We start from the raw sequence: 12,734 nt of genomic DNA on the forward strand, positions 1-12,734 counted from the left end.
CGCTCACTCGTCAATGCTTTCCGCGCGACGGGGGTGCGGCAACTTATGGAGCCCTGACGTTTGTGGCACAGAACACAAGCGAAACGGTTTCGTTTCGCTCGACCCGAGGGATATCTTCGAACGAGTACGAAACCGTTTCGTTCGGATGGGAGGTCGAGACATGGCGAGCAGGCTCACGGCCGAACGTGAGGCAGAGCTCTACGAGTCGGTGCTCGACCTGCTGCGCGAGGTCGGCTACGACGCCCTGACGATGGACGCCGTCGCCGCCCGTACCCGCTCCAGCAAGGCGACCCTCTACCGTCAGTGGGGGAACAAGCCGGAGCTGGTCGCGCGGGCGCTGCGGCACAACAAGCCGGTCGGTCTCCACGAGATCGACACCGGCTCGCTGCGCCGCGACTTCCACGCGCTGGTCGGTCTTGAGGACGACTGCAAGCTGGAGAAGGACTCCGCGCTGATGCGGGGCCTGATGCGCGCCGTCCACGACAACCCGGACCTCCACCAGGCGCTGCGCGAGGTGCTGATCGAGCCGGAGATCACCGGCCTCGAACAGGTGCTGCGGCGCGCGGTGGACCGCGGCGAGGTCCGCGCGGACTGTCCGGCACTTCCCTATGTGATCCATATGCTGGTCGGCGCCTTCGTCGCCCGGCAGCTCGTCGAGGACAAGCCGGTGGACAAGGCCTTCCTCGGAAACTACATCGACGCCGTGGTCCTCCCCGCCCTCGGCGATCCCGTCTAGCTCCCCACCAACCTGCCCCACCTGACGTACGCCGCTCTCGTCGTCGGGCTGGTTATCCACGCCCTGTTTCCCTCGACCCGACCGGGAGTACGCCCTCGTGGCCACGTTCCTTTACCGACTCGGCAGGTTCGCCTTCCGGCGCCGCCGCTATGTCGCCCTGGTGTGGGTGGCGCTGCTGTTCCTCGCCGGATTCGGCGCCGCGTCCGCCTCCACTCCTTCCGCAAGCTCCTTCTCGATGCCCGGCACCGAGGCCCAGAAGGCCTTCGACCTGCTGGAGCAGCGCTTCCCGGGGGGCAGCGCCGACGGCGCCACCGCCCGTATCGTCTTCAAGGCCCCGGCCGGCAAGACCATGGACGACGCGGCCAACAAGGCCGAGGTCGACAAGGTCGTCGCCGAGCTGCCCAAGGGCTCGAAGCAGGTCGCCTCGGTGACCGACCCGTACCAGGCGGGCGCCGTCTCCAAGGACCGCTCGACCGCGTACATATCCGTGAAGTACAAGGTCAACGGCATGGCCCTGGAGGACAGCGACCGCGATTCGCTGGAGGACTCCGGCAAGGCCGCGCAGAAGGCCGGGCTCACCGTCGAGATCGGCGGTGACGCGCTCCAGTCCAACCCCGAGACGGGCTCCGGCGAGATCATCGGTGTGGTGATCGCCGGCCTCGTGCTGATGATCACCTTCGGCTCGCTGATCGCCGCCGGTCTTCCGCTGATCACCGCCATCATCGGCGTCGGCATCGGCGTCTCGACCATCACCGCGCTCGCCAACGTCCTGGACCTCGGCAACACCACCTCGACGCTGGCCTCGATGATCGGCCTCGCGGTCGGCATCGACTACGCGCTCTTCATCGTCTCGCGCTACCGGGCCGAGCTCCGCGAGGGCCGCGACCGCGAGGAAGCCATCGGCCGGGCCGTCGGAACCGCCGGTTCCGCTGTTGTCTTCGCCGGTCTCACCGTCGTCATCGCGCTGTGCGGTCTCGCGGTCGTCAACATCCCGATGCTCACCAAGATGGGCGTGGCCGCGGCCGGTACGGTCGTGATCGCGGTCCTGATCGCGCTCACCCTGATCCCGGCGGTGCTCGGCTTCGCGGGCAAGCGCGTCTTCGGCCGCCGCACCCGCAAGAAGATGGAGGCCGGCACGGTCGAGGCTTCCACCGAGGCCAAGCCGAACATGGGCACCCGCTGGTCCAGCTTCGTGCTGCGCAAGCCCATCTGGGTTCTCCTCGCCGGTGTGATCGGGCTCGGCGCGATCGCCGTCCCGGCCGCCTCCCTGGAGCTGGGCCTGCCGGACGACGGCTCGCAGCCCACCTCGACGACCCAGCGCCGCGCCTACGACACCCTCTCCGACGGCTTCGGCCCGGGCTTCAACGGCCCGCTGATGATCGTCGTGGACGGCGCCAAGGCGTCCGGCGGTGCCAAGGCCGCGGCCGACCGCACCTCGGACACCATCAAGAAGCTGCCGGGTGTCACCGAGGTCATGGCGCCCGTCCTCAACAAGGAGGGCGACACCGCGACCATCACGGTCGTCCCGAAGTCCAAGCCGTCCTCCAAGGACACCGAGGACCTGGTCCACTCGATCCGGGACGCGGGCAAGGACATCAAGTCCGAGACCAAGGGCGAGGTCCTGGTCACCGGCGCGACCGCGATGAACATCGACTTCTCGCAGCGCATGAACGACGCCCTGCTGCCCTATCTGGCGCTCGTGGTGGGCCTGGCCTTCCTGCTCCTGATGGTGGTCTTCCGCTCGATCCTGGTTCCGCTGAAGGCGGCCCTCGGCTTCCTGCTCTCGGTGGTCGCCGCCCTCGGCGCGGTCGTCGCGGTCTTCCAGTGGGGCTGGCTCGGCGGGCTCTTCGGGGTGGAGAACCCCGGCCCGATCATGTCGATGATGCCGATCTTCATGGTCGGTGTGGTCTTCGGTCTGGCGATGGACTACGAGGTCTTCCTCGTCACCCGGATGCGCGAGGCGTTCGTCCACGGCGAGCGTCCCGGCCAGGCGATCGTGACCGGTTTCCGGCACGGCGCCCGGGTGGTCACGGCCGCCGCGGTGATCATGATCGCGGTCTTCTCCGGCTTCATCGGGGCCAGCGACCAGATGATCAAGATGATCGGCTTCGCCCTGGCGATCGCGGTCTTCTTCGACGCCTTCGTGGTCCGTATGGCGATCGTCCCGGCGGTGCTCGCGCTGCTCGGCTCGAAGGCCTGGTGGCTGCCGGGCTGGCTCGACAGGATCCTGCCCAATGTCGACGTCGAGGGTGAGGGCCTGAAGGCCCACACGGCGAAGGCGTCCGACGGCGACGACGACCGCGAGCTCGCGCGCGTCTGACCGTCACCCCGTGACGCCCACGGCCTGTGGGGACGGGACCGTGCGGCCGAGCCGGCCCCTACGCATCACGCGTAGGGGCCGGCTCTTTCGTTGCGTACGTCCGGCTACGCCGGGGCGCTTAGGCCCGACCGCTCGGCGCGGGCGTCACGCTGTACGTATGCCGCAGAAAGCGGACCAGGGGCGAGCTGTCGAACTGGACCACCGCGACTCCGTCCGGCGAGTGGAACTCCAGGACGGTCTGGGCCCGGCCGCACGGCCAGACCACGACGTCGCCGCGCCGGGTGGGGCCGCGCAGTCCGGCCTCCAGGAGGGTGCGCGGGAAGACCCACTCGTTGCCCCCGGGGAACGCGAAACGCACGGTCAGCGGGTCCTCGGCGGGGTCGTAGCGCAGGGCGACCGGAACGGGGCGGTGGTGCGGGGCGTCGGAGACGATCCTCGCGCGGGCGTGTTCCTCGACGGCGGGGGACATCAGTCGCTCCTCACACTCGCTCTGCGCAGCTTTTCATGCTCTCTGTCATTAAATGTCGCATATTTCGCGGAGCGTGCCGGGCGTGAGAACGGTTGGTAAATCTCACCCACGCGCTCTTGCGAGCCATTCGCAAGTGCACGACTATCATCGAGCGGTTCAGTCGCACAGTTCCAGCCATCCAGGCCCCAGCGGAGACCACCCATGCATGTCCCGGACGGATTCATCAACGCCCCCGTCTCCGCGATAGCCGGAGTAGGCGCGGCGGCCGCCATCGCGGTCAGCCTGCGCGGGGCCCGACGTGAACTCGACGAGAAGACGGCCCCGCTCGCGGGCCTGGTCGCGGCGTTCATCTTCGCCGTGCAGATGCTGAACTTCCCCGTGGCGGCCGGCACCAGCGGCCATCTGCTCGGCGGGGCGCTCGCGGCGATCCTCGTGGGGCCGTATACCGGCGTCCTCTGTGTCTCCGTCGTGCTCCTCATGCAGGGCATCCTCTTCGCCGACGGCGGCCTCACCGCGCTCGGCGTCAACATCACCGACATGGCGATCGTGACGACGGTCGTGGCGTACACCGTCTTCCGCGGCTTGGTGAAGGTGCTGCCCCGCAGGCGGAGCTCCATCACCGCGGCCACCTTCGTCGCCGCCCTCCTCTCCGTCCCGGCCGCGGCCCTCGCCTTCACCGCGATCTACTCGGTCGGCGGCACCACCGACGTTCCCATCGGCAAGGTGCTCACCGCGATGGTCGGCGTGCACATCCTGATCGGCATCGGCGAGGCCGCGATCACGGCGCTCACCGTGGGCGCGGTCATCGCCGTACGGCCCGACCTCGTCCACGGGGCCCGCGGGCTGCACGCCCCGCTGAAGCTCCGCGTGGGCGGCGAACTGGTCGACGCCCCCGCTCCTGAGCCCGTACCCGCAGCGGCCCGCTCCACGCACAAGGTCCGCGCGGTGTTCGTCGTCGCCGCCCTCCTCCTGGCGGGATTCTTCTCCTTCTACGCGTCCGCCTCGCCCGACGGCCTGGAGAAGGTCGCCCACGACAAGGGCATCGACACCCAGGAGAAGAAGCACACCACCGAGGACTCGCCGCTCGCGGGCTACTCGGTCAAGGACATCGGCAACGACCGGGTCGCCACCGGCCTCGCGGGCATGATCGGCGTCGCGGTGACGGTCGGCGTGGGCAGCGGGATCTTCTGGGCCGTGCGCCGCCGCCGCGGCACCGCGGCCGACGCCACGCCCACCGCCGTGCCGCAGCCGGAGAAGGTCTGACATGGGCGCCGGCCACACGCACAAGCTGTACCGCCAGGCCGCCTCGCCGGTCCACGACCTGCCCCCGCACTGCAAGATCGCGGCCGTCTTCCTCTTCGTGATCGTGGTCGTCTCGACCCCGCGCGAGGCCGTCTGGGCCTTCGGGCTGTACGCGGTGCTGATCGGTACGGTGGCGGGCGCGGCCAGGATCCCGGTGGGCTTCCTGCTCAAGCGCCTGCTGATCGAGGTCCCGTTCGTGGCGTTCGCGGTCCTGATGCCGTTCGTGGTGCCGGGCGACCAGGTGCACGTGCTCGGCCTCGCGCTGAGCAAGAACGGTCTGTGGGGCGCGTGGAACGTCCTGGCCAAGGGCACGCTCGGGGTCGCCGCCTCGGTGATCCTGGCCTCCACCACGGACCTGCGGGCCCTGCTCCTCGGCCTCCAGCGGCTCAAGCTCCCGTCGCTCCTGGTCCAGATCGCGTCGTTCATGATCCGCTACGGTGACGTGATCACGGACGAGATGCGCCGGATGTCGATCGCCCGCCGCTCGCGCGGCTTCGAGGCGAAGGGCCTGCGGGCCTGGAGCGTCCTCGCCAAGTCGGCGGGCGCGCTGTTCATCCGCTCGTACGAGCGCGGTGAGCGCGTACATCTGGCCATGGTCAGCCGTGGTTACGCGGGTTCGATGCCGGTCATCGACGATGTGACGGCGACCGGTGCGCAATGGCGTTACGCGGCGGTGCTCCCCGCGTCGGCTCTGGTCATCTGTCTCCTGGGGTGGACCCTGTGAATACGTCTGTGGATCCTTCGACTTCTTCCGCCGCGCCCGCCTCCCTGGAGGTGAGCGGGCTCGCCTTCGCCTACCCGGACGGCCACCAGGCCCTGTTCGGCGTCGACCTGACGGTGGGTCGCGGCGAGCGGGTCGCGCTGCTCGGCCCCAACGGCGCGGGCAAGACCACCTTGGTCCTGCACCTCAACGGCATTCTGACGGGCGGCGCGGGCTCGGTGACGGTGGCCGGGCTGCCCGTCGAGAAGCGGAACCTGGCCGAGATCCGGCGCCGGGTCGGCATCGTCTTCCAGGACCCCGACGACCAGCTCTTCATGCCGACGGTCCGCGAGGACGTGGCGTTCGGCCCGGCCGCGTCGGGGATGCGCGGGGCGGAGCTGGAGGCGCGGGTGCGCGCGGCCCTGGAGCGGGTGGGGATGGCGGAGTTCGCGGACCGGCCCCCGCACCACCTCTCGTTCGGCCAGCGGCGCCGGGTCGCGGTGGCGACCGTGCTCGCGATGGAGCCGGAGATCCTGGTCCTGGACGAGCCGTCGTCGAACCTGGACCCGGCGTCCAGGCGCGAACTGGCCGACATCCTGCGGGCGCTGGACGTCACCGTGCTGATGGTCACGCACGACCTGCCGTACGCGATGGAGCTGTGCGGCCGGTCGGTGATCCTCAGCGGCGGGACGATCGCGGCGGACGGCAAGACGGTGGACGTCCTGTCGGACGAGGAACTGATGCGCACGCACCGCCTGGAGCTGCCGTTCGGCTTCGACCCGAGGGCGGCGGCGGCCAAGGCGTAGCCGCTACCCGATCGCCTCCCGGACCGCGCGCACCAGCGCCTGGGCGCGCGGGTCGGCGGTGACGCCCTTCTGGTGGCCGTTGGTGACGTAGCCGAAGGCGATGCCCGACTCCGGGTCGGCGAAGCCGAGGGAGCCGCCGCTGCCGGGGTGCCCGAAGGAGCCGGGGCCCAGGAGCGGGGACGCCGGGCCGTGCAGCATGTAGCCGAGGCCGAAGCGGGTGTTGACGACCAGGACGCGGTCCGGGCCAGCCGACTCCTCGGTACGGGCGAGCGCGACCGTGGCCGGGGCGAACAGCCGTCGCCCGTCCACCTCGCCGATCGTCGCCGCGTAGAACCGGGCGAGGCCGCGGGCGGTGGATATGCCGCCGGCGGCGGGGAGTTCGGCGGCGCGGTAGGCGGGGTCGTTCTGGTCCGGGAGCGGGTCGATGGCGCCGAAGGCGCGGCGGGTGAGGGAGGCGGGGTCGTCGTAGGCGGCCGAGACGGCGCGCTTGGGCCGCAGGGTGATGGCCCCGGGGACGCGGGGCGCCTCTGTCGGCCCCACGCGCCCCACCCGTTGTGTCTCCTCCTCCGGCAGCCCGATCCAGAAATCGGCCCCCAACGGCCGGGCGATCTCCTCCGCGACCCAGCGGCCGAGGGTGCGGCCGGTGACGCGGCGGACGAGCTCGCCAAGCAGCCAGCTGTACGTCTGGGCGTGGTACCCGTGCCCGGTCCCCGGCTCCCAGAACGGCGCCTGAGCGGCGACCGCGGCCGGTCCCGACTCGCCGTCGGCGGCCTCGGCGGGGGTGAGGGGCCGGTCGAGGGCGGGGACGCCGGCGCGGTGCGAGAGGAGGTGCCGGACGAGGGTGCGCTCCTTGCCCTTCGCCTTGAACTCGGGCCAGTACGTGGCCACGGGCGCGTCCAGGTCCAGCTGGCCGCGCTGGTGGAGGAGGAGGGGGACGGCGGCGGCCACGCCCTTGGTTGCGGAGCGGACGATCTGGGCGGTGTCGACGGCCCAGGGCGCCTGCCCGTCGACGTCCTTCGTGCCGCCCCACAGGTCGACGACCTTCTGTCCGTCCCGGTACACGGCGACGGCTGCGCCGTGGTCTCCGCGGAGGGTGAAGTTACGGACGAAGGCGTCCCTGACCGCTTCGTACCCCGGGTCCACCGAGCCTTGCACGTCCACGCCCGCTCCCACGTTCTTGGCTACGCGTCCGGTCCATTGAACGTGGTGGCCCGGGACGATTCTTCCCCGGGGGCTCCGCCGTTTGTCCGCGGGCCGGTGGGGGTTGCTCGCGCAGTTCCCCGCGCCCCTGAGATGCGCCCCTCCGGGGCGCCCAGGGGATTGCCGCGCAGCGGCATTCAAGGGGCGCGGGGAACTGCGCGACCAGCCACATACGGCCCGCAGGCGAAGCACTCGGCTGCCCGCCAGAGGGCTTTCGGGAAGGGGCGGGGTGGGGGCAAAACGACCGGTCAACCCGCCCGCAGCAGCAAGCCGATCCCCACCACCAACACCCCCGCCGCAGCGATCCGCGGCCCCCCGAACCGCTCCTTGAAGAACAGCGCCCCGATCGCCGCCCCCACGATGATGCTGGACTCCCGCAGCGCCGCCACGGGCGCCAGCGGAGCCCGCGTCTGGGCCCACAGGACCAGGCCGTACGCCGTCATGGAGAGCGCCGCCCCCAGCAGCCCCCGCCCCGCGTACGGCCGCAGCTGGGCCACCAGCGCACCCCGGCGCCGGTACAGCGCGTACGACGGGATCAGCAGCCCCTCCAGGATCATCAGCCACGCGATGTAGCCGACGGGCGTGCCGGAGGCGCGGACGCCGACGCCGTCCACCACCGTGTAGGACGCGATCGACAGGCCCGTCGCCCCCGCGGCCACAAGCGCCGGCCAGTGCGGCCGCGCCCCCGAGCCCCGGATGCCCCACAGGGCGATCCCGACAAGCCCCGCCGAGGCGACCGCCACCCCCGCGGCCTGCCACGCGTTCAGGCTCTCGCCGACGAACAGCACCGCCAGCACGGTCACCACCAGCGGCGCCGTGCCCCGCGCGATCGGATACATCTGCCCGAAGTCGCCCAGGCTGAACGACCGCATGAGCAGCACCTGGTAGCCGGTGTGCAGCAGCGCCGAGGCGACCAGATATGGCCAGGCGCCCAGGGCGGGCAGCGGTGTGAACACCGCGAGGACCGCGGCGATCGCCGTCCCCCCGCCGCCTATCAGCGTGAACGCGACCAGCTGGTCCTTGATCGTGTGCGCCATCGCGTTCCAGGACGCGTGGGTGACGGCGGCGAGCAGGACGGCCAGCGTGACGGTCAGCGTCACGCCGTACGCTCGCGCACGTCGACCAGCGCCCCGCCCGCGTGCCCGATCAGCGTCTTGGGGTCGAGCGGGAAGACGGTGTGCGGAGTGCCCGCTGCCGCCCAGACCACGTCGTGGTCGAGCAGCGCGCGGTCGGCGAGGACCCGGGTGCGGCGCACGTGGCCGAAGGGCGGGACGCCGCCGATCGCGTACCCCGTCGTCTCCCGTACCAGCTCCGCCCCGGCCCGCTTCACCTTCTCCGCGCCCAGCTCGTGCCGTACGCGCTCCACGTCCACCCGCGACGAGCCGTCCATCAGGACGATCACCGGGACCCCGTCCGCCTCGAAGACCAGCGACTTGACGATCTCGCTGATGTCGCAGCCGATGGCGGCGGCCGCCTCGGCGGCGGTCCTGGTCGCGTCCGGGAAGCGGCGTACCTCCACGTCGAGCCCGAGTGCGCGCAGCGCCTCGGCGAATCGGGGGTGGGCAACGGAATCTTGAGCGCTCATGCCCCCGCACGCTAGCGGTAGCTGTATGCCGCATGCGAGGGCGTTTCGCCGGTGGGACGGCCCGCTCAGCCCGCCCGCAGCACCCGCGCCACGATCGGCCCCGCCGCGTCCACGCCGTGCCCGCCGGACTGGACGAGCGCGGCGGCGGCGAGCCCGTTGCCGTACCCGGTGAACCAGCTGTTGGACTTGCCCTGCTGGTCGACCTCGGCCGAGCCGGTCTTGGCGCCCTTGGGCCCGGGCACTCCCGCCATCGTGTTCACGGCCGTCCCGTTGCCGGTGGTCGCCGCGTGCATCATCTGCCGGAGCTGGGTGGCCAGCGAGCCGGGCAGCGGCTTGGCCTTGGCCAGTTCGCGGTCGTCCAGGGACTGCGGCACGATCACCGGCTGCTGGAAGCCGCCGTTGATCACGGTGGCCGAGACGGACGCCAGGTCGAGCGGGCTCATCTGGACCTTGCCCTGCCCGATGTAGGAGGCGGCGGTCTCCACGCCGGAGGACTCCGGGATGCTGCCGTCGAAGGACTTCACCCCGCCGAGCTTCCAGTTGTCCTGGCCGAGCCCGAAGTAGTCCCGGGCGGTCTGGCCCAGCGCCGTCCCGGCGATGTGCTTGTCGTTGAGCGGCTTCACCGGCTTGATGAAGGCGGTGTTGCAGGACTTGGCGAACGCTTCGGTCAGGGTGCCGCCGGAGATGGAGAAGTCCTTGAGGTTGTGGAAGGTGTAGCCCTCCCACGGGACCGTCGCCGGGCACTCGACCTGCTGGTTCGCCCCGCCCACCCCGTTCTGGATGATCATCGCGCCGGTGATGATCTTCATCGTGGAGCCGGGCGCCACGGACGCCTGGAGCGAGGCGGGGAAGCCGTCCTGCCGGTTGTCCGCGACGGCCCGGATCGCCCCGCTGGACGGCTCGATCGCGACCACCGACGACTCCGCGAACTGCTTCACGGCCTGCTCGGCCGCCGCCTGTACGTCCGCGTCGAGCGTCGTCGTCAGCTTGCCGGGCTTCCCCTTGGCCAGGGTGAGCAGCGTCTGGTTCGGGGTGCTGTCGGCGCCACCCTCGACGCCGCCGCCCTCGATCCAGGTCTCCACGCCGGGAGTGCCGTTGGCCTTGGCCCCGTACTTCTGCCGCAGCGAGTCCAGAACGGTCCCGAGCGAGGGGTACTTCTCCTTGGTCAGCACCCGCCCCCGGTGGTCCACGGCCTCGATCTCGGGGCTCTTGGCCGCCCCGGTCACCAGCTTCTGGCCCGTCTTCAGCTTCGGGTGGACGACGGCCGGCTGCCAGTCCACCAGTGCCTTGCCGGTGGTCACGCCCCGAACGACGGTCAGTCGGGAGCTGTAGGCGAGCGGCGCGGTCTTCCCCTCGTAGGCGACCTCCGCCTTCACCGTGTACGGAACGGTCGCCCCCGTGGCCGCCCCCGGCGTGATCGTCACCTTGTCCACGTGCGCCTCGTCGTGGAAGCCGGCGAGCGCGGTCTGGGCGGCCGCGTTGTTGTTGGTCAGGGCCGAGGCCGCCGCCGCGTCCCCCTTCGACCAGGCGTCGAAGAAGGCCTGCGCGGTCTTGGTGATCTCGTCGGCGCGGGGCGGCCCGGTCCGTACCGGCGCGGCCCTGGTGTGCCCACCCGAGGACGAGTCGTCCCCGGACAGCATCTGGTAGCCGCCGTACACCACGCCGGTGCCGACCACCACGAACACGCCGCCGACGATGGCGGCCTTGGCTCCACTGCGCATCTGCAGCCCCTCCCCAGGAGTCCCTTGAACGCGTTCAAGAGTTGCTTGGAAGGAACTTTACGTGACAGCACTGACACCAGCCCCACCCGTTACCGGACCGGGACACCGCCCACCGCGTCACACCCAGGTATCCAGCCACATCCGGTTTCGCCACGAATCGAGCGGAATCGCCGTTCCGGTGTACAGCGGCCAGAAGTAGATGAAGTTCCAGACGATCAGCAGCACGAGCACGCCCGCGCCGATCGCGCCGATGGCCCGGCGCCGTTCGTCCGAGCCCGGTGGCCCCAGGATCGCGCCGATCATCATCGCCACCGCCAGACACAGGAACGGCACGAAGACGACCGCGTAGAAGAAGAAGATCGTGCGTTCCTGGTAGAGGAGCCACGGCAGCCAGCCCGCCGCGATGCCGCAGACGATCGCGCCCGCCCGCCAGTCGCGCCGGAACACCCAGCGCCACAGCACGTACAGGATCGCGAAGCAGGCCGCCCACCACAGCAGCGGCGTGCCGAGCGCCAGCACCTCGCGGGCGCACTTGTCGGTGGTGTCCGAGGGGCAGCCGTCGGTGCCGGGCGAGGGGCTCTCGTAGAAGTACGAGACCGGGCGGCCCAGGACGATCCAGCTCCAGGGGTTGGACTGGTAGGTGTGCTTGTCGTGCAGGTTGACGTGGAAGCTGTAGACCTCGGCCTCGTAGTGCCACAGGCTGCGCAGCGACTCCGGCATCCAGCTCATGTCGAACTGCGGCAGGCTCACCTCGCCGAGCAGCGGCAGCTTGACGTGGTCGGGGGAGAGGCCGTCGCGGCCGTGCGCCCAGTCCCGGAAGTAGCCCTTGTCGGTCATGAACCAGCCGGTCCAGGAGGTCAGATACGTCACCACGGCCACCGGGACCGTGGAGACGAACGCCGGGAAAACGTCCCTCCTGAGCGCCGCGCGGTACGGCCGCACCGCGCCCGCCGTCCTGCGGGCGCCCGCGTCCCACAGCACCGCCATCACACAGAAGAAGACCAGGACGTACAGGCCGTTCCACTTGGTGCCGCAGGCCAGGCCCAGCATCACCCCGGCCGCGATCCGCCAGGGGCGCCACCCCAGGCGCAGGCCCTCCGCCACGGCCGTGTCCGGGCGCAGGTCGCCGTCCTCGCTCGCAGGGAGCGCCGCCGCGAGCCGGGCCCGCGCCCGGTCCCGGTCGATCAGCAGGCAGCCGAAGGCCGCGAGCACGAAGAACATGACCACGAGGTCGAGCAGCGCCATCCGGCTCATCACGAAGTGCAGCCCGTCCACCGCGAGCAGCGCGCCCGCCAGACAGCCCAGGAACGTCGAGCGGAAGAGGCGCCGCCCGATCCGGCAGAGCATCAGCACCGAGAGCGTGCCGAGCACCGCCATCACGAAGCGCCAGCCGAACGGGGTGAAGTCGAACCACTTCTCGCCGATGCCGATGAGGTACTTGCCGACCGGCGGATGCACCACGTACCCCGGGTCGGTGGGGATCGGCACCGACGAGGGGTCCTTGATGATCGACTTGTCGACGTCCTTCGGCCAGGCGCCCTCGTAGCCGCGGTTGATCAGCGCCCAGGCGTCCTTGGCGTAGTACGTCTCGTCGAATATCACCGCGTCCGGGCTGCCCAGCCTCCAGAACCGCAGCACCCCCGCGACCAGCGTGACCAGCAGCGGCCCGCCCCACGCCGACCAGCGCACCAGGCGCTCGGCCGTCGCGGGGGAGACATTCAGGACCGCCCAGAGCTGCCCGGACGGCCGGGTGTAGGGCGGCACCAGCCGGTCGCGCAGGCCGATTCTCGGCCGGGCCGCGTAGCCGAAGCGGCGCAGCCGGTCCTGCCAGCCGGGCGGCGGATCTCCGGCGTCATGGCCCTCAAGGGGGTGTGGCGCAGTACTGGTCACCGCGC

The 12,734-nt window shown here is 71.0% G+C and carries 11 protein-coding genes; 5 read left to right on the top strand and 6 right to left on the bottom strand.

Annotation, left to right across the window (positions count from 1 at the left end; genetic code table 11):
* The first annotated feature begins 160 nt into the window (after window positions 1-160).
* Both QIY60_RS16285 and QIY60_RS16290 read left to right on the top strand, forming a co-directional pair.
* Window positions 161-736, top strand: coding sequence for a TetR/AcrR family transcriptional regulator (locus tag QIY60_RS16285; RefSeq protein ID WP_283143098.1), 576 nt, complete (start codon window positions 161-163; stop codon window positions 734-736).
* A gap of 97 nt (window positions 737-833) precedes the next feature.
* Window positions 834-3,056: an MMPL family transporter gene (locus QIY60_RS16290; RefSeq protein ID WP_283143099.1), complete on the top strand. Its 2,223-nt coding sequence runs from the start codon at window positions 834-836 to the stop codon at window positions 3,054-3,056.
* Between the two features lie 118 nt (window positions 3,057-3,174).
* Here the strand turns inward: QIY60_RS16290 and QIY60_RS16295 are convergent, their stop codons facing one another.
* Window positions 3,175-3,525 (bottom strand): SsgA family sporulation/cell division regulator, encoded by a 351-nt coding sequence (locus QIY60_RS16295; RefSeq protein ID WP_283143100.1) that lies wholly within the window; start codon window positions 3,523-3,525, stop codon window positions 3,175-3,177.
* A gap of 201 nt (window positions 3,526-3,726) precedes the next feature.
* On the opposite strand from QIY60_RS16295, the gene QIY60_RS16300 reads away from it, so the two are divergent.
* The 3 genes from QIY60_RS16300 to QIY60_RS16310 are packed head-to-tail and all read left to right on the top strand — an operon-like array spanning window position 3,727 to window position 6,333.
* The gene (locus QIY60_RS16300; protein WP_283143101.1) at window positions 3,727-4,788 is read left to right on the top strand and encodes an energy-coupling factor ABC transporter permease; all 1,062 of its coding nucleotides are present in this window, start codon (window positions 3,727-3,729) and stop codon (window positions 4,786-4,788) included.
* Between the two features lies 1 nt (window position 4,789).
* Window positions 4,790-5,551, top strand: a complete 762-nt coding sequence (gene cbiQ, locus QIY60_RS16305) for a cobalt ECF transporter T component CbiQ (protein WP_283143102.1) — start codon at window positions 4,790-4,792, stop codon at window positions 5,549-5,551.
* 8 nt (window positions 5,552-5,559) lie between these two features.
* Window positions 5,560-6,333 carry an ABC transporter ATP-binding protein gene (locus QIY60_RS16310; protein WP_283143103.1) on the top strand — a complete coding sequence of 258 codons (774 nt, stop codon included), beginning with the start codon at window positions 5,560-5,562 and terminating at the stop codon, window positions 6,331-6,333.
* 3 nt (window positions 6,334-6,336) lie between these two features.
* Here the strand turns inward: QIY60_RS16310 and QIY60_RS16315 are convergent, their stop codons facing one another.
* The 5 genes from QIY60_RS16315 to QIY60_RS16335 all read right to left on the bottom strand — a co-directional run bounded on the left by QIY60_RS16315 (window position 6,337) and on the right by QIY60_RS16335 (window position 12,729).
* Window positions 6,337-7,494, bottom strand: coding sequence for a serine hydrolase domain-containing protein (locus QIY60_RS16315; RefSeq protein ID WP_283143104.1), 1,158 nt, complete (start codon window positions 7,492-7,494; stop codon window positions 6,337-6,339).
* 287 nt (window positions 7,495-7,781) lie between these two features.
* Window positions 7,782-8,633 (bottom strand): DMT family transporter, encoded by an 852-nt coding sequence (locus tag QIY60_RS16320; RefSeq protein ID WP_283143105.1) that lies wholly within the window; start codon window positions 8,631-8,633, stop codon window positions 7,782-7,784.
* Window positions 8,630-9,118 carry a YbaK/EbsC family protein gene (locus QIY60_RS16325; RefSeq protein WP_283143106.1) on the bottom strand — a complete coding sequence of 163 codons (489 nt, stop codon included), beginning with the start codon at window positions 9,116-9,118 and terminating at the stop codon, window positions 8,630-8,632. The genes QIY60_RS16320 and QIY60_RS16325 overlap by 4 nt, the downstream gene beginning before the upstream one ends.
* 65 nt (window positions 9,119-9,183) lie before the next feature.
* On the bottom strand, window positions 9,184-10,839 hold the full coding sequence (locus tag QIY60_RS16330; protein WP_283143107.1) for a penicillin-binding transpeptidase domain-containing protein: 1,656 nt from the start codon (window positions 10,837-10,839) through the stop codon (window positions 9,184-9,186).
* 117 nt (window positions 10,840-10,956) lie between these two features.
* Window positions 10,957-12,729, bottom strand: a complete 1,773-nt coding sequence (locus tag QIY60_RS16335) for a phospholipid carrier-dependent glycosyltransferase (protein WP_283143108.1) — start codon at window positions 12,727-12,729, stop codon at window positions 10,957-10,959.
* Window positions 12,730-12,734: the final 5 nt, after the last annotated feature.

This window comes from Streptomyces sp. BPTC-684, assembly GCF_030028635.1.
Taxonomy (GTDB): Bacteria; Actinomycetota; Actinomycetes; order Streptomycetales; family Streptomycetaceae; genus Streptomyces; species Streptomyces noboritoensis.